Raw genomic sequence first — 24,227 nt, forward strand, 5'->3', positions numbered from 1 at the left:
CTATCTCGTTGATTTTTTTGGGCTGGAAAGTATTTCTCAAGTAGAAAGTCCGGGCCAGACGGTCCCGTTCGTCTTGACGGGCCGACACGATGAACAACGGCAAGTCCGAGAGATAGCGGATCTTGCGCACCACCACCAGACCATCCTCGTCTGGCAACCCCAGATCGATGAGCAGGCAGTCCGGACGTTCCCGCTCGAACGCCACGAAAAAATCCACTGCCGTGGCGCTTGCCTGAACCCGGAATCCCGATTTTTCCAGATACGAACGCATCAGAAAGCGCATGCTGGGATCGTCTTCCAACAGACCGATCAACGGGGATGATTGCGCCATGGTCTGGTTGTCTCCCGCTTTCGAAGATGGAAAATCCGTTCGGAATGCCGGATCGATGCATGTGAAGAATGGTGTGCGTGCGTATGCGTGAACCTGATACTAACATGTCGGCAATCTGTCGGCAATCTGTTGGCAAGGTCAGGAGCGCATTTTGATTGGGCATGATGCGAATTTTGGAGTAATAAAAACCATTTCTGGCGGTTTCTCACCAGATTCCGTGGACGGGTCTGGCAAAGCTTTCCGATCGATCGGAAAGGGAGGGATACATGAAACGCTCGGTTTCATCCGGTTCGCTTGAAGTGCGCATCGATTGGATTCTGGCGCTCGCGGTGGCGCTGTTCGCCGGGGTGCTCTGGTACGATTTCTGGATCGCCCGTCAGCCGGGCATCCCCGAATCGGCCCGGATCGCGGATCTGCTGTTCTGGTCGGCGCTGTGGGTCACCCTGGTCGGGATTGGCGTGGTCGTCCTGGTCTCGACCCTGCTCCATCGGTTGTTGCGGCGGCTCGGGCGGCTTTTGACCCTGCCGATCCAGGGTGGATCGACCCTGGAAGGGGGCGGGGCGTCCGCGGAGGAGCGGCTTTTTTCGGAGCATCTCCGCGACCTGTGCGCCCGGCAGGGTCAAATCCAGTCGGTCATGGCCCTGCATGCCGGCAACCTGACCGCGTGTGCCGGCGAGCTGATGAAGATGCGCGGCCTGATCCAGACCGACGCGGAAAAATCCCGCGAAAACGTGACCGTGGTTTCGGATCAGAACGATCTGCTCTCCCATGAGATCGTTCGGGTCACCCATTCGGTTCAGGAGACCATGGAAAATCTGACCGCCATCTCGGCGGCCTCGGCGCAGGTGTCGTCCAATGTTCTGACGATTGCCGCCGGGGTTGAGGAGTCGAGTGTGTCGATCGCCGAGCTGGCCGATATCGCCCAGCAGATCAAGGGAAATCTCGAGCAGGTCAACCAGGGCATGGGGGAGGTGGATGACTCGGTGCGGAACGCTTCGACCGCCGTGGCCGAGATGAACGAATCCCTGGAGACCATCCGGCAGCAGTGCGAGTCGGCGGCGCGGGAATCCGATCAGACCAGCCGTCACGCCCACGCCAGCGAAGCGATCATGTCGCGGCTGGCGGATGCCACCCACGAGATCAGCCAGGTGGTGGAGATCATCGACACCATCGCCGATCAGACCAAGATGCTCGCCCTGAACGCCTCGATCGAGGCCGCCGGGGCCGGCGAGGCGGGTCGGGGGTTTGCGGTGGTGGCCAACGAGATGAAGGATCTGGCCCAGCAGACCGCCAACGCCACCAGGCTGATCCTGGAACGGACCCTGGAGATCAAGCAGACCACCGTGGCGGTGGCCGAGTCCAACCATGAGATCGTCACCAGCATCGAGCGCATCACCGATGCGACCACCGAGATTTCCGGCGCGGTCAACGCGCAGATGGAGAGCACCCTGGGCATCGGTCGCGACATGCGCCGCATCGCCGAGGCCACCAGCGAGGTGGCCGAAGGGACGGAACGGTTGATGCTGGCCGCCTCGGATGTGTCGCGTTCCGCCGACGAGGTGAAGCTCGGCACCAGCGAGATCGCCCGCTCCTCCTCGGAGGTGGCGGTGGCGGCCAAGGCCTCTGCCGCCGACACCGGCGAGGCGTTGGCGCGGGTACGGTCGATTCTGGCGTCGGCGGAAAAGACCCGCGACGCCTCCACCGTGGTGCGCGAACACATGGAACACGCCCGCCGCACCGCCGCCCTCATGCACGGATCGGCCATGCAGTTCGACCGGTTGGGCGCGGTGTTCCAGGACATGATCAACGCCTTCTACGCCACCCGGCTCGATCTGGAGAGTGCAACCCCCCTGTTCGATATCCGCGCCATCAAGGAGGCGTTCCTGCTGTTGCAGGCGCGGTTGGAGATGGCGATCAGCGGGCGGCGCCCCTTCGAGGCGGGGGAGAGCGCGCGGATCGTGGCCGGCGCCTTCAAGTGGCTGGAGGAGGCGCCACGTCAACCCCACGGTCAGAGCGAGCTGTTCGGTGCCATCGCCGACCTGGCGCGAGGTCTGACGCAACACGCCGAGACGATCGCATCCCTGGTCAGGGACGACGGCAACCCCGTCGAGGCCGAACGGCGGCTGATCGACCACCTGAAGCAGCGTGGCGCGCTCTTTCTCCATCTGGATCGGCTCTATCTGGGCGAGACCGGATTGGCCGTCGAATACCGGCCCTTCTTCCCGTGGGATGATCGCCTGATCACCGGGATCCGCGATGTCGATTCCGACCACAAGAAGCTGGTGGACATGGTGAATCGGCTCCATCACGCCATGAAGGAGGGGCAGGGGCGCGAGGTGCTGGGCGCGATGCTCAAGGAGTTGGCCGATTACACGGTGTTCCACTTCCAGCGCGAGGAGACCTATTTCGCCCGCCACGGCTATCCGGATCGGGAAGCGCATATGCGCGAACACAAATTGCTGCTCGATGCGGTGGTCGGATTGATCCAGCGTTTCGAGGCCGGCAACTTCGCGGTGGCCATCGATCTGTTGGCCATTGCCAAAAGCTGGTTGATCGAGCATATCATGGGGGTGGACATGCATTTTGGGCCGTTCTTGCGGAGCAAGGGAGTCGAATGATTCGGTGGTGAGAACGGGGACGCGCATCCTGGCATGGTTGCTGACCTGCTGGTTCATGGGGCCCGGTGGTGGGGTTTGCGCCGCGGAGACCATCTTTCCGTTGCGGCTCGCGGCCCACATGGAAGGTTTGCCCGCCGGAGGTCATCTGGAGATCCTCGAGGATGCCGAGCGCACGCTGACCGTCGAGGATCTGGAGCGTCCCGAAGTGGACAGACGGTTCCAGCCCGTCGGCGCGATCAGCAGCCGGGGGCTCTCCCGATCCGCCTGGTGGCTCAAGCTCCAGGTGATCAATCCCGAACCCACCGCCGTGACCTGGTACATCCAGACCTTGAGTCCGACCCTGGATTACGTCGATGCCCATCATCGCGTTCCGGGTCGCGTCATTCCGCCTGTGCGGCTCGGCGATCGACGTCCCCTCGCCAACCAGACCGTGCCCTTCGAGGTTCCGATCATCCCGCTGGTCAGCCACCCCCACGAAAAGAGCACGGTTTATATCCGTCTGGCCTTCGAGGAGGTCGGCTTCGTCGATGCCGAGGTGTGGATCTGGACCCCGGAAGCCTTTTCGTTGCATCGGGATCGCAACAATCTGGGGATTGGGATTTATCTGGGCGGTCTGTTCTTCATGACCGTGTACAATCTGTTCCTTTATTTCGCCACGCGCATGCGCGAGTACTTCTGGTATGTCGCCTATGTGGGCGGGTATGCCATTGCCACCACGGCGCTCATGGGGCTGGGACATCGCTATCTCTACGCCGATTCGGTCTGGATGACCGAATTCGTGCCCACCCTTGCCATTCAGATCTCCCTGATCATGGGGTTGCAGTTCAATCGGGTGTTTCTGGAATCGGTGCGCCTGGCCCCGCGCATGGACCGGCTGATGCGTTTTTACATGCTGGTGATGCTGGGTACGATCGGTCTGGTGTTGTTCGGTTTCAAGGCGGTGGGTCTGCTCACCGTGCTGCTCCTGACCATTCCCATGCTCCCCTCCATGCCGATCATCGGCATCTCCTTGTGGTTGCGCGGTCAGGATCGGGCCCGTTTCCTGATCCTGGGTTGGTGTTTTCTGTTGTTGGGCTTTGCCATCAGCATGGCGCGCATTTACGGCTATTTCCCCACCCAGTTTCTCAGCCTGTGGGCGGGACGCCTCGGTTTGTGGATGGAGGCCCTGTTTCTGTCGCTGGCGCTGGTGGATCACATCAACATCCTGAGGCGCGAGAAGGAGTTGGCCAGCCAGCGCGAGAACGAGGCGATCCGAAGGGTCAAAAGCGAACTGGAGGCCCGCGTCCTGGAGCGTACCCACGATCTGGAGGCGGCCCGCAAGCGCGCGGATGATGCCAACCAGGCCAAGAGTCTGTTTCTGGCCAACATGAGCCACGAAATCCGCACGCCGATGAATGCCATCATGGGGTTGAGCCATCTGGTGTTGCAGGATGACGCGCCGGACCGGCGGCGTCAGCATCTCGAGGTGATCCAGAACGCCTCCCACGCGCTGTTGGGGATCATCGACGATATCCTCGACTTCTCGCGCATCGAGGCTGGGGAGTTGCGCATCGAATGGATCGATTTTTCGTTGCGCGCGGTCATCGACGAGATCGTGCTGCTGATGATTCCGAAGGCGGATGAGAAGGGGTTGATTTTCGACCATGAGCTTCCCGACGGGGAGTGGGTGCTGCATGGCGATCCGTTGCGGTTGCGCCAGGTGTTGTTGAATCTGGTGGCCAACGCGATCAAGTTCACCCCGCGCGGTGCGGTGCGTCTGGTGGTGGAACCGGTGGAAACCGACGCGGGGGACGAGGAGGGACGGTGGATGCGGTTTCGGGTGATCGACCAGGGGATCGGCATCGCGCCCGAGGAGTTGGGCAAGCTGTTCAAACCGTTTCAGCAGGGCGACATCTCCCATGCCCGTCAGCATGGCGGCACCGGGTTGGGGCTGGCGATCTGCGAGCGGCTGGTGACCGCCATGGGCGGTCGGATCCATGTGACGAGCGCGGCGGGGGAGGGGAGTACCTTCACGGTCTTGTTGCCGTGGTCGCGTGGTCTGTTCGCCGGGGATGGAGAGGTCGGGGAGCGACGTTTTTCCGTCCGGCCCGGAGTGGCCTGGAAACCCGAGGCGCGGGATCTGGCCCGTTTGCGTGGCGCGCGGGTGCTGCTGGTGGATGATGTGGCCCTGAACTGTCAGATCGCCCGGGCCTTTCTGGAGGGGTATGGGATCGAGGTGAGCGTGGCCGGTTCCGGACAACGGGCCGTTGAACTGGCGGTCCTGGAGAGCTTCGATCTGATCCTGATGGATATCCAGATGCCGGGAATGAACGGGCTGGAGGCGACCCGCGCGATCCGGAATCTGCCGGGTCGAGAGGCGTGGCCGATCCTGGCCATGACCGCCCACGCCATGGCCGAGGATCGGTTGGCCTGTCTGGAGGCGGGGATGAACGACCATCTGGCCAAGCCCCTGGAGCCGGAACGGTTTTTCTCCAAGCTGGTCGAGTGGCTTCCGGAACGGGAGACGGACGGGGATTCCGGCGTTCTGGAGCGCAGAGAGGAGGAGCCGGATGGCGAAGAGGTCGCCCTGCCGGGTATCGATTGGCGACGCGCGTTGCGGTTGGTGCATGGCAATCGCCGTCTGTTGCGCCACTCGTTGAACGCCTTTGCCGCGGATTATCGGGTGGTGCCGGACGAGTTGCGCGGGGAGCTTTCGCGGGGGGGATTGGCGCGGCTCAAGCCGAAGGTGCATGCCTTGAAGGGGTTGTCCGGCAATCTCGGCATGCTGGAATTGGGCGCGCGCGCGCGTGAGCTGGATGCCGCCCTGGCGCGTGGCGTGGCCGGGGAGGCCGAGGTCGAGGGCGTGGCCCGGGAGTTGGAACGGATTCTGGATGGCCTGGCCGGACTCCCGCCGCTGCCGCCTCCCGAGGGCGCGGGCCGTGGGGTCGGTGGCATCGATCCGGAGGCGTTCGAGCGCTGCTGTCGGGAGTTGACCCGTTTGCTGGAGATCGGCGATTTCAGTGCCTCGGAGCAGTTGCCGGCTTTGGCCGGGGCGCTGGCCGGTCACGAGGGTGCGCTGTTAACCCGTCTGGAGAGCCGCGTGGCCGCCTTTGCCAACGAGGAGGCCCTGGCGATCCTGGATGCGATGCGTTGGGCGGTACGGGAACGTTTCAAAGGTGAGGGATACGAGGAGTCCGAAGCATGAACCCAGCCAATCTGCCACGTATTCTGATCGTCGATGACGAGCAGCACAACCTGCATGTGCTGGGGAGCGCGCTCAAGTATCTGGCCCAGGTGTTCGTGGCCACCTCCGGCGAGCAGGCTCTCAAGAAACTGGCCTCGGCACCCTATCCGGACATGATCCTGCTGGATATCGTCATGCCGCGCATCAACGGCTTCGAGGTGTGCCGGCGCATCAAGGGGCAGCCCCACCTGGCCGACATTCCGGTGATCTTCATCACCGCCATGGACTCCGAGGAGGACGAAACCAGAGGGTTCGAGGTGGGCGCGGTGGATTTCATCGCCAAGCCGATCCGTCCGGCCATCGTCGCCGCGCGGGTTTCCACCCACCTGACCCTCCAGGCGCGCAAACGGGCGCTGATCCAGTCCCACCAGGAGGCCGACGAGGCCAACAAGGCCAAGGGGGCTTTCCTGGCCACCATGAGCCACGAAATCCGCACCCCACTCAACGGCATGCTGGGTCTGGCCGAACTGCTCTCCGAGATCGACATGCCGGAGAGCGGACGGGAGTATGTGCGGGCCATCCTGAACTCCGGACGCTCCCTGCTCACCATCGTCGATGATGTGCTCGACTACTCCAAGATCGAGGCCGACAAGCTGCATCTCGAATCGATTCCCCTGGATCCCCGCGCGCTGCTCAACGATCTGGTGCTGCTGTTCAAGGGGTTTGCCGGCAAGAAACAGATCGCCTTCGAGCCGCGGATCGCCGACAACCTGCCGGATTGGGTGCTCGGCGATCCGACCCGTCTGCGACAGGTGTTGGTGAATCTGCTCTCCAACGCGGTGAAGTTCACCCGCATCGGGAGCGTGACCTTGAGCGCCGCACCGGTGAACGATTCCCAGTTGCGACAGGCGTTGCGTTTCGAGGTGCGCGATACCGGGGTTGGGATCAGTCGGGAGCAGTTCGCGCGGCTCTTTCAGGCTTTCGAACAGGCGGATCGTTCCACCACCCGTCACTTCGGCGGCACCGGGTTGGGACTGGCGATCTCCCGCAAGCTGGTGCGGTTGATGGGGGGACGGATCGAGGTGGAGAGCGAACCGGGGGTGGGGAGCCAGTTCGTGGTGCTGTTGCCGATGCGCATCTGCGACCCTCCGGAGACGGCGGTGGCGGCCATGGATGGCGCGCGGGTGGATCCGGATTTCGTGCGCGGGGCGCGCATTCTCGTGGCCGAGGATGATCCGATCAACCGGGCGGTGCTGCGCGGCATGCTCAAACGGTTCGATCTGGAGGTGAGTTTTGCCGAGGATGGTCGCCAGGTGCTGGAAATTCTCGAGAACGCCCGCTTTGATCTGTTGTTTCTGGATTGCCAGATGCCCAGGCTCGATGGGTTCGCCACCTGTCGGGAGATCCGCGAGCGGGAACAGGCCGGAGGGCGTCACATGCCCATCGTGGCCATGACCGCCTATGCGCTGCAGGGGGATCGGGAACGGTGCCTGGCCGCTGGCATGGACGATTATCTGGCCAAGCCGGTGACCCGGCGTGGCATGCAGTCGGCGATCATGCGCTGGTTGTCACGGGATGCGCCGCTGGATGGTCTGGCCCTGGATGGGGGCTCCGGTCCGATGACGGTGCTCGACCGCCAGGCGGTGGGGCGGTTGCGCGAGGCGTTGGAAGGGGAGTTCGAGACGCTGATTCAGAAGTTCTTCAAGCTGCTGCCCGAGCGGATCGAGGCGATTCGTCGCGCCGTGGAGCAGGGGCAGTCCGCGGCGTTGATCCGGGTGGCGCATGGTCTGCGCGGTGGCGCGTCCCAGTTGGGGGGCTTGGCTCTGGCCCACTGCGCCACCTCCCTGGAGGTGATCGGCGAACGCGGCCAGCTTGCGGAGGCGCTGGCATGGCTGCCGAAACTGGAGGAGGAGTCGGTTCGGTTGCGCGATGCGCTGCATCTGGAGCAGCGTCTGTTCGGGTTTCGTCAGGATCTGGGCGAGGTGCGGTTCGAACGGTTCCTGGGCATGGCCAACGACTCCCTGGCGAGGATGCTGGAACGGGTCGGTGCCGAAATCGTGGCGGGATCCCACCGTCGTCTGGCCGAGACGGCACGGGAGTTGTCGGGTCTGGCGGGCAGTTACGGGTTGGCGGAGCTGGAACGGTTGTCGGGTGCTCTGGAGGCGGAGATCTCCCGGACCCATGCCATGCCCGAAGCGGCGCGGGCGTTCGAAGAGGCTGCGCGCCGCGCCGCCACCTTGTTGCGCGGGTACTGGGGTTCGACGTGATTTGCCCTGGAGTCCCATTCGCTGGACGAAATGGAGGCTGACTTGAGCGCGCTCTTCTCAAAAAAACCTTTTTCGCGTCTTTTGCGAAAAAGGCGCCGCGCGCAGCCTTGGCGAGCTTCGTTTCCGCTTTTTACCGTGGACCTCCCTTACGGGCGTTCCACGGTACAACTTGAAGGATGAAGCCGGACGATGCCATCCTGGAGTCCGCGGAGCGACTCTATCCTCCACCCTCCACCCGGCGCAACGGCTTGCCATCCTCGACCACGAAACGGGCCAGGGTGGTGAGGGCCGACGACGGATCGCGCACATCGGCCAGCACGCGCAGATCGACCTCGGCCCGTTCCGGGGTCAGGGTCACCACCCCGTAACCGCGTCGCGTGGTGTCCGCCAGCAGACAGTGAGGATTGCGCGCCGCTTCCCGTTGCGCGGATTCGAGCTTGCGTCCCATGTACGAGGAGATGCTGGTGCCGGTGAACTCGCTGGCGATCACCGGCGAGTTCACGTCATACGGATCGCGATGCACCCGTGCCACCCAGTTCTGATGCAGATCTCCACCGATCACCAGGGTGTTGCGCGGTTTGTGGGCCACCAGGGCATCCAGAATCCGTTGACGCGCCTCCGGGAACGAATCCCACCGATCCACCGATGCCTTGATCCCCGCCCCATCCGGATAGTTGGCCGGCGTGAAACGACTCTGTTGCACCAGGATGTTCCACGTTTTCTTCTCTCGGGCGCATTGTGCGATCCCTGCTTCCAGCCAGCGCTCCTGGGCCATGCCCAGCATGCTCCGCCTGGGATCCGGCGGCACGCAGAAGGCCCGAAGCACCGGGCCGAACCCCTCCCGGCACACCGGTCCATCCCGGTACTGCCGGCCATCCAGCAGGTGAAAGGTCGCCAGGTCGCCCCATTCGCAGCGAGCGCGGATTTTAAGCTCCGCGCCGCGCGCCAGACCCGCCACCCCCTCGGTGAGCGTCGCGGCCCGCAACGGCATGTGCTCGTAGTAGGCCTGATAGGCCGCCGCGCGCACAGCCGGGAAGTTTTCGGTGCCGTTGGTCGAGTGCAGGTTGATGTAGTCGTTCTCCACCTCGTGATCGTCCCAGGTCAAGAGCCAGGGACAGTGGGCCTGCATGCGTCGCAGGTCGGGATCGCTCTTGTAGACCGCGTAGCGGGCGCGGAAATCGTCCAGGGTGCGCGCCACGGGCAGGTTGTGGTGTCGCACCGCCACGGAACTGCTGCTCGAGGCGTATTCGTAGATGTAATCCCCGACGAACAGGACGAAATCGATCCCCTCGTCGAGCATGTGCCGATAGCCCGCGTAATACCCCTGTTCCCAATGCTGGCAGGAGACGTAGGCAAAGCGCAGGCGCGCCGGCATGGAACCGGTGGGGGGCAGGGTACGGGCGCGTCCCGCGTCGCTGATCTGATCGCCCAGCCGGAAACGGTATCCGTACCAGCGATCCGGCGCCAACCCGTTCACCTCCACATGCACCGAATGGGCAAGCTCGGGCAGGGCGACCGTCTGGCCTTGCCGGAGGATCCGCTGGGGATTCCCGTTCTCGAACAGTTCCCACCCGACCCGCACCGGCTGGTTCGCCGGGATCTCCGGCCCCATCAGCCGGGTCCAGAGCACGAAACCATCCACCGTGGGGGAACCGCTGGCGACACCGAGGGTGAAGGGGGTATGCGATGGCGCGGGTCCGACCGGTTGCAAACCCGCGCATCCCGCTTCGGGCAGGGCAGCGAGTGTGGCCAGGGCGCCGATTCGGCCCAGGAAGGCGCGGCGGGTCGGATCGGTCCGGCGTGTGGGCGTGATGCGCATGGCGTGGGCGCTCCTGACGGATCGGAGGGCGATCCGACACCCGTCCCGCGCGGTGGTCCGGAGGAGGGGCTGGATGGCCTGAATTCTGTTGAAGAAAACGATTCATTCTTATCATGCGTTCACCTTGACCGCAACCGAAATTTAACGCTAAACTCGTGTAAATAATCTCCTTCTCGCCAGGAACGGGGTGGCCCCATGAGTGAACAAGCGCTTTTCATCGCCGATGTCGGCGTCGAGCGGTTCAACAACGATCACCAGCGTCTGTTGTTTTATGTGATCGAGTTCGAGCGACTGGCCAAGCGGTTCGGGGAACGGGCCCCCTTCGAGGATGAGTGGGATCAGGTCGATTCGCTCTTTCCGCGCCTGGATAAATACACCCACGAGCATTTCGAGGCCGAAGAGGCGCTGATGCGCCAGCACGGCTATGCCCATCTGGAGACGCACATCGGCCTGCACCAGCAGTTGATCCGCCATCTGCGGCAACTGGAGAGGGATGTGGCGGCGCGCCGTTCCGAGGCGATCGTCCATCTGGAGAGTTTCCTGCTGGACTGGTTGCAGACCCACATCAACCAGGACGATCGCCAATACCGGGGCTGTTTCGCATGGGCCGAAACCCGCGAGATCACCGAAAAGGCGCTCTTCAACGAGATGATCTCGGTGCAGCATCTGCACCGCGCCATCGAGTTGGGCAAACCCGGCATGGTGCTGTTGGATCTGCGCACCGAAAGCGAGCACGCCGAGGGGATCATCACCGGCTCCGAGTTGTTTCCGTGCGACCACAACCTGATCGATCGTCAGGATACCGGACCGTTCCGGCACTCTTTCGCGACCCGTTTCGATCCGGATGGGTTCGATCCGGACGCCCTGTACGTGCTGATCTGCCGTTCCGGACCGCGCGCGGCCATTGCCCTGGAGTCCTTTCAGGAGCACGACCTCAAGGCATGCGAGTTGATCGGCGGGATTCAGGAGTGGATCCGGCAGGGGTACGGGCTGGTGGAGGCGGGTTGAGGGGGATGCGGATGGTTCGTCCCTCTGGCGCGGTTGAGATTCCATGAGGGAAACAGGCCCCGCACAATCAAAACGGGTCAGGCTGGCGTGCCTGACCCGTTGGTGAGAGTCCGATAAACCTGGAAAAATCAGGCGGGAGGCTTTGCCGGGATATACGACGCCACATCCACCTCGTCGATGTACTTCGCATCCATGAACCGCTCCGCGTACTGACGGTAGACGCCGCTCACCAGGAACAGCTCGAACAGATCCGGATCGATGTGGCCATCCTTGCGCATGAAGCCCATGATTTTCATCGCCTGGCTGAGGGTTTTGGGCTCCTTGTAGGGACGGTCCGTGGCGGTGAGGGCCTCGAAGATATCCGCGATGGCCATGATCCGCGCCGGCAGGGACATCTCCTCGCGCTTGAGCTTGCGCGGATAGCCGGTGCCGTGCATGGTCTCGTGGTGGGCGCCGGCGAACTCTGCCACCCGCGCCATGTTGTCCGGGAAGGGCAGGTTTTCGAGCATGGCCAGGGTCTGGACCACATGCTCGTTGATCTTGTAGCGCTCCTCGGCGGTCAGGGTGCCGCGCTCGATGCAGAGGTTGTACACCTCGCCGAGGTTGTAAAGATGCTCCGGAGCCGGCATCTTGATCCCCAACGACTCGTCGCGGGTCTTGGTGTCGTTTTCGCGCGGGATGATGTGTTCCACCTTGTCGGTCAACAGGAACTCTTCCACGCCGACCGCGTTCTGCATTTCCTTGCGCCGCCTGATCTCCGCATGGGAGAGCCCCAGACTGTCGTCGAAATAGCGGATCCAGGTGCGTTGCGCCAGGGCGCGCACCCGGTCCTTGTCCGCCGCGGTCATGAATTCGCCGCCCACATTGGCCTTGGCGATGAAGGCGAACTCTTCCTGCAACGCCGCCTGGGTGGCCCGCATCTCCTCTTCGCGGGCCTCGCGCGGGGCGCCCCGGTCGATCACATCCTCCAGACAGGCAATGCGGGCGTCGCGATGCAGCACCTCGAAGCGCATCCGCACCTCGTGAATGCGGTTGTAGATGGTTTCGAGCTTGGTGGCTTTGTCCACCACATACTCCGGGGTGGTCACCTTGCCGCAGTCGTGCAGCCAGGAGGCGATCCGCATCTCCTGTTTCTCGTCGTCGGTCATCGAGAAATCGGCGAAATTGGGATGGTTGCTTTCGCTGGCCGCCAGGGCCAGCATCTGCGCCAGTTCCGGCACGCGCTCGCAGTGACCGCCGGTGTAGGGCGACTTGGCGTCGATCGCACCCGCGATCAACCGGATGAAGGCGTCGAAGAGATCTTTCTGGGCCTGGAGGAGCAGTTGATTGTCCAGGGTCATGGAGGTCTGGGCGGCCAGGGCCTCGACCAGATTGACGATCTCCGGATCGAAGGGGACCACCTGGCCGGTTTCCGGATCGATGGCGTTGATCAACTGCATCACGCCGATCACCTTGCCACCGCGCGGGGTCAGGGGTACGGTCAGGAAGGATTGGGAACGGAAGCCGGTGGCTGCGTCGAACTTGCGCACGCCGGAAAAATCGAATTCGGTGTTGTCATAGGCATCGGCGATCACCACCGTGTGACCGGTATTGGCGGCATAGGCGGCCACATTCACCATGTTGGGGGTGCCGTCCTCCTTTTTCATCTGCACCGGGGGGAGGGTGGCCGGTTTTTTGCCCACCCCACCCATGGCGATGCCCAGGGAGTCGGTGCGCACGATGGTGAATTTCAGCTGGTCGTCCTTGGAGCGCAGATAGAGCGTGCCGGCATCGGCATTGGTCAGCTCCTTGCCGCCCAACAGGATATTCTCGAGCAGACGGTCGATCTCCCGCTCCTGGGCCAGGGAGATGCCCAGCTGGATGAGTTTCTGCATGCGCGCCTTGGCGCCCACCAGATCTTCGGTGTTCTGGCGGACCGTCTCTTCCAGCAGCCGTTCGTGCTCGGAGAGCTTGCGGTTCGCCTCGAGCAGTTCGTTTTGATGCCGCTCCAGGGTGGCTTGGGCCTGGATGAGCCGCTCTTCGTCGCGTTCGTTCTTGCGCAGGCTTTTTCTGCTCTCCTTGACGAGTTTTTCGTAGCCCTTGACCATGGCGTTCAAGCTGGCGCGCAGGTCGGATTTCGACACCTTGGAGCGCTCCAGCACCCGCAGGGCCTGGATCAAGGCGGAGCCTTCCTCTGCATTCATTTCGAGACTCATCGGGAATCACCTTTTAAAAGCATGCGTTCAAGGTCATCGCCAAACCATGCCGGCAACAGAAACGCAGGGGAGCAATCGAACCTGCTTGCCTTACAATCTTTCCTGGATCATCATATTTAGACTAATGGACTGCATTTCTGCATGCAAGTGTTGATGGTGCCCCTTTTCATCAGAGTTGGTCATGATCTCCGATAAAACCTCCCGAACCCGCAAAAGCGGCAAAACGTTTCCCGCTTGCCTGGCCTGTCACGCGGACCCTGGTTTCACCTGGGCCTGTGCGTGCGGCTTCGCGCTCTGCACCGACTGTTTGAGGCAGAACAACGATCTGTGGATGGGCGGAGGACGAACCTGGCGTTGCCCGCAATGCGGCAAGGAGCATCTGGGCCCCAATCGGTGACCGTTCGGGCCAATCGGAAGATCCCAAGGAAGGACGCCCAGGGGCGGTTGGCGCCTCATGGCGGTGGCGTGCGACACGACCGGGGGACGAGGCGGTCCACACCCCGCCCCCCGTGAGACTTCAATTCAACGCGATCACGCGGCCAGCGCGCGCATGCCGGTCAACAACGGCTCCCAGGTGGAGCTGGGCTTGTTGAGCCTTTTTTCCACCAGCAGCGCGAAGTAGACCGCGCCCTCGGCCAGGCGCAGGTCCCCGCGTTCCAGGGCGGCCTTGGCCTTCTCCCCCTGTGCCGCAGTCTCCTCGCCGGCCTCGGCGACGCTACGCCAGTAGGCCAACGCCTCCTGACGGTTGACGAACCGGTCCGATTGCGCCCTGGCTTCGGGCAGGGAGCCGATCCGGACCGCGTTGCGACCGAACGTCATGGTCCAGCCGCTCGTGGCCCAGCCGCGCGCCTCGGCGATCGCCTCATCCAAACGTTTCAGCATGGCGGATTTGTCCATGTTCTCTCGCTCCTCGACCGATCAGTCCATGCCCATGTCGATGTATCCGGTCGGACAAATCTCCGCACAGATGTGACACCCCACGCAGCGTTCGTAGTAGGTGAACATCACCTCGCCCTCGGGATTGCCGCCGAACTTGGTGATGGCATGCTGGGGACAGAACAGCATGCACTGGTTGCACTCAAAGCACAGACCGCAGCTCATGCAGCGCCCGGATTCGGCGGCGGCCTGCTCGCGCGACAACGGAACCAGCACCTCGCGCCACGATCCCTTCACCACCTCCGGATGGTCCACCGAACGTTTCTGTTGCGGTGACTGGACGAAGTAGTCGGACTTGAGCTTGTCGTACTTGATCACGTCGCGCCGTTGCGGCTTGGCGGGCAGGGGCTTGCCGTTCAACAGCAGATCGATGGACTCCGCAGCCTTGCGGCCATGGCCGATGGCGGTGGTGAGCAGGGTGATGGCCACTGCGTCGCCGCCCCCGAAGACGTTGTTCAGTCCTTCGATTTTCTGGTTGTGATCGACCTTCAACCACGGCGTGCCGCCGGTGGCCGACTCGAGACCGGTCATGTCCGTGGACTGGCCGATGGAGGCCACCACCTGGTCCGCCGCGATGATGAACTCGGTGCCGGCCTGAGGCTTGAAGCGGAAGAACGGAATCGGATGGTTCCATCCCTCCTCGCCTTTCTCCTTCTTGACCATCTTGATGCACTTCAAGCCGGTCACCCGCTCGCCATCGCGCACCACTTCGACGGTGCCGGACTGGTAGACCATCTCGGTCCCTTCGGCCAACGCTTCGTCGAACTCGTAGCCGGAACATTTCATCTCCTCGCGCGGCACGGCGGAGATCAAGGTGGCCTTGGATCCCAGACGCAACGCCAGACGCGCCACGTCCATGGCCACGTCGCCATCGCCGATCACCGCCACATGCGAGCCGATCGGCATGTTTTCGCCTTCCAGCGCGAACTGGCGCAAAAAGTCGATGGCATTGGTGACGTTGGCGCCGTTGGCGCCCGGAATCGGCAGTCCACGCCCCTTTTGCGCGCCGACCGCCAGGAACACCGCGTCGTAGTCGCGGGAGAGTTGCTCGAGCGACACATCGACGCCCACTTTCACCCCGCATTGGAGTTTCACGCCCAGGTCGAGGATCCGTTGGCACTCGGCCTCCAGCACCTCGCGACTGACGCGATACCCCATGATGCCGTAGCGCATCATGCCGCCCGGCTTGTCATGGGCTTCCAGAATCACCACGTCGTGACCGCGCAGGGCGAGTTGATAGGCGCACGAGAAACCGCCCGGTCCGGAACCGACCACGGCCACCCGTTTGCCGGTTTTTTTCGTCGGTTTCGGGAAGGCGAGTCCCTTTTCGATGGCGTAATTGCCGATCGCCTGCTCCACGGCGTTGATGTGGATGGTTTCGTCCCGATACTGCCGGTTGCAGCCACCCTGACACGGCGCCGGACAGACCCGTCCCATCACCGCCGGAAACGGATTGGTGCGGGTGAGCCGATGGAACGCCGCAGCCCAGGGATCCGGGCCATCCTTCCAGACGCCGCGGATCAGGTTGTGATAGCCGCGAATGTCCTCGCCCGCCGGGCAGGCGTTGGAGCAGGGCGGCACCCGCTCCACATAGGTGGGACATTTGCCGCTGCGGTCGCCATAGGCGACCACGCGGTCCAGTCCCTGCTCAACGACGAAGGGTTGATAAACCCACTCCTTGGCGGACTGATAATAGGGATTGGTCGCGATCATGAGCGCCTCTGTCAAAACCGGATGTGGGCGGATTGATTGAACGAGACGCGCGCATGACGATAGTTGTCGATCATGAACTTGTCAAACGGCAGACCGGTCTCCTCGAAGAACCGCTTCCAGCCGATGCGATCGATCCACTCGCCCAGGCGCTCCCAGTCGCGACCCCCGGCCTTGTAGGCGGCCAGGATGCGCTTGAGGAGTTCGGAGACTTCGGGCCAGCGCGGCGGATTGTTCGGCAGGCCGTGGGCGACCAGTTTCATGTTGCCGGGCTTGGTGCGGGCGTTGGAGTTTTTGCCGCCCACCCAGATGGCCAGCCTGGAGTGTTCCGGATGGTTGATTTCCATGGCCGGGCAGGCGCCGAAGCAGGCGCCGCAATAGATGCACTTCTCTTCGACGACCATCAGCGAGGGCTTGCCGTTGACCGTGGTGGGACGGATGGCGGCCACCGGGCAGCGGGCCACGGTGCTGGGCATTTCGCAGACGTTGGCGAGGATTTCGTGGTTGATGCGCGGTGGACGGGTGTGTTGCACCACCACGGCGATGTCGGCCTGACCCCCGCAGTTGATTTCGCAGCAGGAGGTGGTGAGGCGGACGCGGTTGGGCATCTCCTCGTGGGCGAAGTCGTGGAACAGGGCATCCATGATGCTTTTGGCCACGCCCGAGGCGTCCACGGCGGGGATGTCGCAGTGCAGCCAGCCCTGGGTGTGGGCGATGGCGCTCACCGACGGGCCGGTGCCGCCCACCGGATGACCGGCGGCCTCCAAGGCGGCGATCAGGGGATCGACGTTGGCGGCGTTGGGGGTCATGAACTCCACGTTGTTGCGCACGGTCCAGCGCAGATGACCATCCGCGAAGCGGTCGGCCAGGTCGCACAGGCGCCGCACGATATCGACCGTCACCTGACGATGGGTGGCGGCGCGCACGGTGAAGAGCACGTCACCGCTCTCGGCGACATGCTTCAAGACGCCGGGACGGGGCCGTTCGTGGTATTTCCACTTGCCATAGTTTTTCAGGCTGACGGGGTGGAGGAACTCGTCCAGCTCGTGTGGACCGTTTTCGATGGTTTTCCAGGTACGCTCGGTAGCCATGGGTGCTGCAACTCCCTAAGATAGGATCGATTCAATGGATCGGGATGGACGAACAGTGGATGGACACGCGCCATCAGGCGGCGTCGCGCTCTTCGTCGTCATCCTTCTCGTCGTCGGCCTTGTACTCGCCCGCCTTGAAGAACGGGTTGTCGCGCGGATGGGCGATCATTTCCACCGTGGCTTCCAGGCCGACGGCATCCAGGAACTGTTGAATGCCCACCCGTTCGATGCACTCGCCGATGCGCTCGTGATCCAGACCGTTTTCCGACCAGTAGTCGATCATGCGGTCCACCAGTTCGATGAAGGCATCCACATCCTCGTCGGTCTCCATCTTCATGAAGGGGACCATCACGGAACCGAGCATGTTGCCGACCTTCAGGTGTCCCTTGCCGCCGACCAGCAGGGTGATGCCGCGATCGTCGCCGGGGGAGAGGGCCTTGGGCATGACGTTCAGGCAGTGCATGCAGCGCACGCAGTCCCGGTTGTCGATGACCATCTCATTGCCTTTCAGGGTGATGGCCTTGGTGGGGCAGCGGGTGATGACGTTGTTGACCAGGTAGTCGAGCCCCTTGGCGTCGATGAAGTTGGCCACCTCGGCCTGATCGATCTTGATGTCGTCGCGCCAGGTGCCGATCACCGAGTAGTCGCTGCGCTGGATGCTGTTGGTGCAGTCGTTGGGGCAGCCGGAGAACTTGAATTTGGCCTTGTAGGGGAGTTGCGGACGGTGGGTGAGATCGGCGTAGTAGGAGAGCACCTTGCCATGGACATGCAGGGTGTCGTAGCAGGCCTGTTCGCAGCGGGCCTGGCCGACGCAGGAGAGACCGGTGCGCACGGTGGCACCGGCGCCGCCCAGATCCCAGCCGAGCCGGTTGAGTTCGTCGAAGCAGGCCTGGACGTTTTCGGCCTTGATTCCCTGGAGTTGCAGGTTGCCGGTCTGGCCGTGCATGGAGAGCAGGCCGGAGCCGTATTTCTCCCAGATGTCGCAGATCTCGCGCAGGGACTTGGAGCTGTAGTGCAGACCGGGGGCCGGCTGGATGCGCATGGTGTGGAACTCGGTGGCTTCGGGGAACTTGTCACCGATCATGCTGTAGCGGCTGATGATGCCGGCGCCGTATCCATGCACGCCGACCACGCCTCCTTTCCAGTACCCCATGCGGGTCTCGTAGGAGTAATTGAGCTGATCGAGCACCCCGCGCACCATGGTCTTGCCGGTGCGTTGGGCGGTCTCCTTGAACCCCTTGACGAAGCTCGGCCAAGGCCCTTTTTCCAGCTCGTCGATCATTGGGGTTGGGTTGAGTTGAAACTTTTCATCATTTTTTTTTTGTTGTTCGCTCATGAGGTCGCTCCCGTGACGCTTATGAAAAACCAAAGACGATTCTTATATTGATTCTTATTTTACCGTCAAACTCCCGTCAGAGAGATCCACGGTCGGGGGTGAGGGGGCTCCCCCCATCAGGCCAAGTTTACTTCGCCCCTTCCGCAAGGTGATCTTCGGGTGGGGTGGGGGTGTTTCCCCATCAAGCCGATGTGTTGGCTTGCCAATAATTATTGCATGGTTACATTTCAGAATAGAGTCGATGCTATACCAAAAAGTTCCGCAATTCCACCATCAATATTTTAATTTCAGAATATCATGATAAGCTGATCCGGAAATTTTTGATCTTGCTCGTTTTTTTGCTTGCCTGGAGGGGGGTTCTCGCTTATCAACTCATTTTATCGACTGCACAGACCATTGCGCGCATCATCTCTCTTGACTCCATCAGGATACAAGGATAACGGCCATGTGGAAACCGGAATACAGCGTCGGGGTTGGCCCCATCGATGATCAGCATCAACGTTTGTTTCAACTGTTCGGACTGTTGATGGATTCGGTCCACAACGGCGACACCGAATCGACCTTGGACCGGATTTTCGTGCAGCTGCGCGGCTATGTCACCAGCCATTTCCGGTTCGAGGAGCGTCTGATGCGCAAGGCCGGCTATGTGGAGCTGGATGAGCACGAGGAACTGCACGACAAGATCCGCGAGAATCTGTGCGAATTCCGTTCCCGTTTCAACAAGGCCCAGGACGATGAAACCCGCAACGCGGTGGTGGACGCGGTGGTGGTGTTTCTGAACCAGTGGCTGGTCGGCCACATCCTCGGCGAGGACAAGAGGTACATGCCCTACCTCAACACCCCGGAGATCCAGAAGATCGCCGCGACCTACTATCACGACGAAAAGGGGTGAGGTCGTCCCGGTTGGCGCGGTAGGAGAGGATGTGTCCGGTTGTCTTGGCGCGGAAGCCGAAACAGGGCCGGGATCCACCGGCGGGTGGTGCGGGCTTGCCTTGGGTGGAGGAGGGTCGGCGGTGCCGTGACGGACCGCCGACCGATTGACTCTCTGAGAAGCACGAATCGAAAAAAAACGATTCGTGCTTCTCAAATTGCTGCGTAATTTGGCCGGCCCTGCATGGCCCGCGTCGGCTGTTTGGCATTTGCCAAACAGCCTCTGAATCCATCCAACGCTCGTGGCTTATTTGTAGTAGCCTACGTAGCAGACCTGATCCCCCACCTTGGTGACGAAGCTGACCTTCTGCACCGGATCGGAGCTGCCCGGACGCGGCCACATGTAGCTGACTTCGCTGATCTTGCCCTCCTGCGCGGCGGCGTACATCTCCGCTCCAAGCCCCTTGCCGTTCTTGTCTTTCAACTCTTTCAGGCTCTTTCCGACCAGGGTCGGATGGGCCGAGAAGTTGCCTGCCGCGTCGCCGCAGCCGGGATAGAGGTCACGATCCTTGAAACCGCCCTCGCCTTTGGTGAACATTTCCAGGGCCTTGGCCTTGTCCGCCTTGACCGCGGCGACCGCTTTTTCCAGCATCGATTTGGCCTCGTCCGCCGTGCCGAACTCGGCGGCTTGAACCGAGGCGCTCATCCCGATCATCATGGCCAGCAACGAGCCGGCAAATGCCATGCGCTTCATGCCTGTCCCCTCCTTTTTCAGTTGTGGAATGAACGGGTGGCCGGGGCCAACCCCTTGACCACGCCGCGACCGTGCATTCAATCGCGAACCGTGGAGAAGAGCCAGCATAGCATCCCCAAACGCCCGTCGCAAAGAGGTCCATGCATCCCGAACATCCAAGCGCCTGGATTCACATTCCGTGCTGACGCCATGATTGCGGCCTCCTTGGCATCGCATGCATCTTTATGCGTCATGATCACACCATGAATATCCTGGAATCCACATGGTGCAATACAAACATCTGTGTCACGCACCATTCTTTCGATAACAGATGGATGAGGAAAGGGTTGGATGATCGTAAGGCACCACCAGAATCCCGGTATTCCGCCTTTTGGGTGGTGGTGCGTCACGATTGAATCATCCCCACCGGTTTGGCATGGCAGGGACAGGGAGCGCCCCGGGCTGCGTCGTTGAGGGAACGCAGGATGCCGCAGCGCCGGTTGGTTTGCCGTTGCTCGCACTCTCCGCGCAAAAGCATCAACTGCTCCTTGAGCATTCCCATGGCGGTGATCTGCGCATCCACCCGCACGATCTGTACATCGAGCAGGGCGTTCACGCCTGCGCAGTCTTCATCCGGATGGTGGCGGAAATTCAACAACTGCCTGATTTCGACCAGTTTAATGCCCAACGAACGGCAGTGCCGCACGAACTGCAACGTCTCCAGATGGGGCGCATCATAACGGCGGTAGCCGGAACTCTCCCGCTCCGGCTCTGCCAACAACCCCTCGCGCTCGTAGTAACGCACGGTTTCCACATCACAACCCGCCCGTCGGGCCAGTTCACCGATTCGCATGACATGCTCCTGAAAAATAGGCTTGACTCCGTAGCTGCTACAGGGTGTGTAATGATCGCACGATTTCCCGAACCGATCCACAGGAGACATGCATGCCTTCCCAATCGACGACGACCTGCTGCTCTGGATCTTGCGCTTCCGAGAGTGCCAGCGTGTCATCCGGACTGCCTTTTCCGGCGGTTCTGCATGGCGACCGTATGGTGTTGCGGGTTTCCCGACTCTGCTGTCCCACGGAGGCCGATCTGATCCGCAAGGCTTTGATGGACATGAAAGAGATCCTGCATCTTGACTTCGATTTCATGCGCCGGGAATTGATGGTGATCCATCGCGGAGCCAATCGAAAGATGATCTGCGCTGCCCTGCGCACCGTGAACATGGAACCGGACCCGGAGCCGACAGTGGCCGATACGCTTCCGGGCCGTTCGCTCCCGCCCCGGACCAGCGTTTCCCGTCGGGAGTGGACCATCACGACCGTTGCCGGCCTGGCCGCTCTGGTGGCGGAAGGGCTGGTCTGGGGTGGGCTGGACGAGCAATCGCCATGGATCGTCGCTCTGGCCCTGGCATCGCTTGCGGTCGGAGGTGTGGGCACTTTGAAGCGCGGCTGGATCGCCGTGCGTCATTTTTCCCTCAACATCCATTTTTTGATGAGTCTGGCGGTATTGGGGGCCATGGCGCTGGGCCAGTGGCCCGAAGCGGCCATGGTGGTTTTTCTGTTCGGTCTGGCCGAGCGCATCGAGGCGCTCTCCATGGACCGGGCGCGCAACGCCATCCGGGGGCTGATGGCCCTGGCGCCGGAAACGGCCACCCTCCGCAACGCCACCGGGGAATGGGAGAGTGTGTCCGCATCCTCGGTGAGCGTCGGCAGCGTTCTCCGGGTCAAACCGGGGGAGCGCATCGCTCTGGACGGCGTGGTGACGGAGGGGCGTTCCGAGGTCAACCAGGCCCCGATCACCGGGGAGAGCGTGCCTGTCATGAAGGAGACCGGTCAGCCCCTTTTCGCCGGATCGATCAACGGTTCCGGCGTGCTGGAGTTTCGCGCCACCGCCGATTTTCGCCACTCCACCTTGGCCAGGATCATCGACACCGTGCAGGAGGCTCAGGCCAAACGGGCGCCCATGCAGCGTTTCGTGGACCGGTTCGCCAGTTACTACACCCCGGCGGTGGTGGGCATCGCGACGGGCATCGCCCTCCTGCCGCCGTTGCTGTTCGGCGCATCCTTTTCGGTATGGGTCTACAACGCCCTGGTAATGCTGGTGGTGGCCTGCCCATGCGCATTGGTGATCTCCACTCCGGTGACGGTGGTCAGCGGCCTGGCCGCCGGGGCGCGGCGGGGCATCCTGATCAAGGGCGGGTTGTATCTGGAGCAGGCCCATGCCCTGCGTGCCGTGGCCCTGGACAAGACCGGAACCCTGACTCACGGTCAGCTGGAGATGACGGATTGCATGGTCCTGAATGATCACGACAAAGAGAAGGTGCTGCGGCTGGCCGCGAGTCTGGAATCCCACTCCGAGCATCCGGTATCCGCCGCGATCCTGGCAGCCTGGGGAAAAGAACGACCATTGCTCCAGGTGCGTCATTTCGAAGCTCTGGCCGGGCGGGGCGTGCGGGGAACGATCGCCGGAGAGGTTCATCATTTGGGCAATCATCGCCTGTTGGAGGAGTTGGGGCTGTGCCGCCCGGAGGTGGAGAAGATCCTTCTGCCCCTGGAACAGGATGAAAAGACGGTGGTGGTGCTTTCATCTTTTTGTGAACCGTTGGCGATCATCGCCGTGGCTGACCGGATGCGGGCAGGCGCGCCTCACGCCGTGGAGCGCCTGCGGGAGTTGGGCATCACCGTGACCATGCTGACCGGCGACAACAGGGCCACCGCCAAAGCCATCGCCCGTCATGCCGGTATCGAAGACGTGCGCGCCGAACTGCTGCCTGAGGAGAAACTTCGCGCCATCGAAGGGTTGATGGACCAATTCGGGGTGGTCGCCATGGTGGGCGATGGCATCAACGATGCCCCGGCCCTGGCACGGGCATCCATCGGCATCGCCATGGGCGCCACGGGCACGGATACGGCTTTGGAAACCGCCGACGTGGCGATCATGAACGACGATTTGGGCAAGGTGGCCGAGTTTGTGCGCCTGGGTCGAGCCACCCGGCGGATTCTGTGGGAGAATATCGTCCTGGCTTTGGGCATCAAGAGTTTCTTTCTGATTCTGGCCGGATTCGGCGTGGCCACTTTGTGGATGGCGGTACTGGCCGACATGGGCACCAGTCTGCTGGTGATTTTCAATGGACGGCGCTTGTTGCGCTTTTTCGCCTGAGCAGAATGACGGCCACAAACAAATGACACGCACAAACTTGCATGATGGGGGGAGAACCCCCTCACCCCCACCAACCGTGGACCTCCCTTGCGGGAGTTCCACGGTAAAGAAGGGCTCTTTGCGGCTTTGACGTACAGTCGGAGCCTTCAAGGTGGCGTCGCCATGAAAGAGCGGTGGAACGTCCGTTCAGTAACGATTGCCCTGGGATTTCTGTTGCATTGATGGATCGTTCGGCGTGATAATGAAAAAATGGTAACCATTTCGGAACCTCGCCAAATGTAGGGGCCTGAAGGGTTGCCAAGCGCGCAAGAATGTTCTTTGTCGAGCGCGCCAAAAGCTAAAGTCGAAACCTCGGAGGCGCCGCCCCCGAACCTCCGTCGGGAATCTTGCAGTCCCCGGTCCCTTCACGGGGATCCTGAACAGTTGCAAAAAAATAGTATTTTCTCTCCAAGATCAACATGTCGGGAACAGTCATGAGCAGGGAACGACGAACGCATATTCGGGTTGCTTTCTCGATCAAGGCCGCTTTTCATTGCCGAACAGGGTTTCTGTACAATGTTCCGGTAGTCGATATCAGTTCCGGTGGGATCCGGATGGATATTCCTATTGAAGATCAGTTTCTGAATTGCAAGGATGGTGTGCTGAAACTGTTCGTTCAACCTCAATTTCTATTCAATATAAGCCCCTATGTGTTGGAAATGCCTTGTCGATTGGCGTGGTTCAATGATTCTGGCGTGGGTGTCGAGTTTATCAATCCGGAAACCGAGATCGTGGATAGTATTGACGACATGATTACGACCGTCTCGCAGAGAGGCTGTTTGGCAAATGCCAAACAGCCGACGCGGGCCATTCATGGCCCGTCAAATTGCGCGGCAATTTGAGAAGAACGAATCGTTTTTTTCGGTTCGTGCAGGTTTGGTGATTCCATTCAGGGAACCACCAAACCTGCCTCATGGAGAACCAGGCCATTCTGTTCCAGAAAGAG

The 24,227-nt window shown here is 61.9% G+C and carries 16 protein-coding genes; 7 read left to right on the forward strand and 9 right to left on the reverse strand.

Annotated elements, in window-relative coordinates; translation table 11 throughout:
* The coding region (locus tag ACV4UY_RS10265; RefSeq protein WP_491607501.1) for a response regulator at window positions 1-331 on the reverse strand (331 nt) is incomplete at its 3' end.
* A gap of 266 nt (window positions 332-597) precedes the next feature.
* On the opposite strand from ACV4UY_RS10265, the gene ACV4UY_RS10270 reads away from it, so the two are divergent.
* Genes ACV4UY_RS10270 through ACV4UY_RS10280 form a run of 3 tightly spaced genes read left to right on the forward strand, consistent with a single transcriptional unit; the run spans window position 598 to window position 8,379 of the window.
* Window positions 598-2,949, forward strand: a complete 2,352-nt coding sequence (locus ACV4UY_RS10270) for a bacteriohemerythrin (protein WP_491607502.1) — start codon at window positions 598-600, stop codon at window positions 2,947-2,949.
* Window positions 2,950-2,956: 7 nt separating this feature from the next.
* Entirely contained in the window at window positions 2,957-6,133 is a 3,177-nt protein-coding gene (locus ACV4UY_RS10275) for a 7TM diverse intracellular signaling domain-containing protein (RefSeq protein WP_491607503.1), read from the forward strand.
* On the forward strand, window positions 6,130-8,379 hold the full coding sequence (locus ACV4UY_RS10280; RefSeq protein WP_491607504.1) for a response regulator: 2,250 nt from the start codon (window positions 6,130-6,132) through the stop codon (window positions 8,377-8,379). Before ACV4UY_RS10275 ends, ACV4UY_RS10280 begins: the two co-directional genes overlap by 4 nt.
* A 217-nt stretch (window positions 8,380-8,596) precedes the next feature.
* Here the strand turns inward: ACV4UY_RS10280 and ACV4UY_RS10285 are convergent, their stop codons facing one another.
* Window positions 8,597-10,198: an alkaline phosphatase D family protein gene (locus ACV4UY_RS10285; RefSeq protein ID WP_491607505.1), complete on the reverse strand. Its 1,602-nt coding sequence runs from the start codon at window positions 10,196-10,198 to the stop codon at window positions 8,597-8,599.
* A 195-nt stretch (window positions 10,199-10,393) separates the two neighbouring features.
* On the opposite strand from ACV4UY_RS10285, the gene ACV4UY_RS10290 reads away from it, so the two are divergent.
* Window positions 10,394-11,206 carry a hemerythrin domain-containing protein gene (locus ACV4UY_RS10290; protein WP_491607506.1) on the forward strand — a complete coding sequence of 271 codons (813 nt, stop codon included), beginning with the start codon at window positions 10,394-10,396 and terminating at the stop codon, window positions 11,204-11,206.
* 128 nt (window positions 11,207-11,334) lie between these two features.
* Here ACV4UY_RS10290 and ACV4UY_RS10295 read toward each other — a convergent pair whose 3' ends face one another.
* The 5 genes from ACV4UY_RS10295 to dsrA all read right to left on the reverse strand — a co-directional run bounded on the left by ACV4UY_RS10295 (window position 11,335) and on the right by dsrA (window position 18,474).
* Window positions 11,335-13,401 carry an HD domain-containing phosphohydrolase gene (locus ACV4UY_RS10295; RefSeq protein ID WP_491607507.1) on the reverse strand — a complete coding sequence of 689 codons (2,067 nt, stop codon included), beginning with the start codon at window positions 13,399-13,401 and terminating at the stop codon, window positions 11,335-11,337.
* Between the two features lie 531 nt (window positions 13,402-13,932).
* Window positions 13,933-14,298 carry a hypothetical protein gene (locus ACV4UY_RS10300; protein WP_491607508.1) on the reverse strand — a complete coding sequence of 122 codons (366 nt, stop codon included), beginning with the start codon at window positions 14,296-14,298 and terminating at the stop codon, window positions 13,933-13,935.
* 21 nt (window positions 14,299-14,319) lie between these two features.
* On the reverse strand, window positions 14,320-16,050 hold the full coding sequence (locus tag ACV4UY_RS10305) for an NAD(P)-binding protein (RefSeq protein WP_491607509.1): 1,731 nt from the start codon (window positions 16,048-16,050) through the stop codon (window positions 14,320-14,322).
* Window positions 16,051-16,061: 11 nt separating this feature from the next.
* On the reverse strand, window positions 16,062-17,138 hold the full coding sequence (gene dsrB, locus ACV4UY_RS10310) for a dissimilatory-type sulfite reductase subunit beta (protein WP_491607510.1): 1,077 nt from the start codon (window positions 17,136-17,138) through the stop codon (window positions 16,062-16,064).
* Between the two features lie 73 nt (window positions 17,139-17,211).
* Complete coding sequence (dsrA, locus tag ACV4UY_RS10315; protein WP_491607511.1) at window positions 17,212-18,474, reverse strand: dissimilatory-type sulfite reductase subunit alpha; 1,263 nt, start codon at window positions 18,472-18,474, stop codon at window positions 17,212-17,214.
* A 445-nt stretch (window positions 18,475-18,919) separates the two neighbouring features.
* On the opposite strand from dsrA, the gene ACV4UY_RS10320 reads away from it, so the two are divergent.
* A complete protein-coding gene (locus ACV4UY_RS10320) occupies window positions 18,920-19,366 on the forward strand; it encodes a bacteriohemerythrin (RefSeq protein WP_491607512.1) in 447 nt (148 codons plus the stop codon).
* Between the two features lie 285 nt (window positions 19,367-19,651).
* On the opposite strand, the gene ACV4UY_RS10325 is transcribed toward ACV4UY_RS10320, so the two are convergent.
* Both ACV4UY_RS10325 and ACV4UY_RS10330 read right to left on the reverse strand, forming a co-directional pair.
* Window positions 19,652-20,089: a cache domain-containing protein gene (locus tag ACV4UY_RS10325; protein WP_491607533.1), complete on the reverse strand. Its 438-nt coding sequence runs from the start codon at window positions 20,087-20,089 to the stop codon at window positions 19,652-19,654.
* 394 nt (window positions 20,090-20,483) lie between these two features.
* Window positions 20,484-20,930: a Cd(II)/Pb(II)-responsive transcriptional regulator gene (locus ACV4UY_RS10330; protein WP_491607513.1), complete on the reverse strand. Its 447-nt coding sequence runs from the start codon at window positions 20,928-20,930 to the stop codon at window positions 20,484-20,486.
* A 152-nt stretch (window positions 20,931-21,082) separates the two neighbouring features.
* On the opposite strand from ACV4UY_RS10330, the gene ACV4UY_RS10335 reads away from it, so the two are divergent.
* Together ACV4UY_RS10335 and ACV4UY_RS10340 are read left to right on the forward strand one after the other, a co-directional pair.
* Window positions 21,083-23,242 carry a heavy metal translocating P-type ATPase gene (locus ACV4UY_RS10335; RefSeq protein WP_491607514.1) on the forward strand — a complete coding sequence of 720 codons (2,160 nt, stop codon included), beginning with the start codon at window positions 21,083-21,085 and terminating at the stop codon, window positions 23,240-23,242.
* A 473-nt stretch (window positions 23,243-23,715) separates the two neighbouring features.
* Entirely contained in the window at window positions 23,716-24,123 is a 408-nt protein-coding gene (locus ACV4UY_RS10340) for a PilZ domain-containing protein (RefSeq protein WP_491607515.1), read from the forward strand.
* The last annotated feature ends 104 nt before the right edge of the window (window positions 24,124-24,227 follow it).

The sequence above is a fragment of the Candidatus Magnetaquiglobus sp. genome (assembly GCF_058402785.1).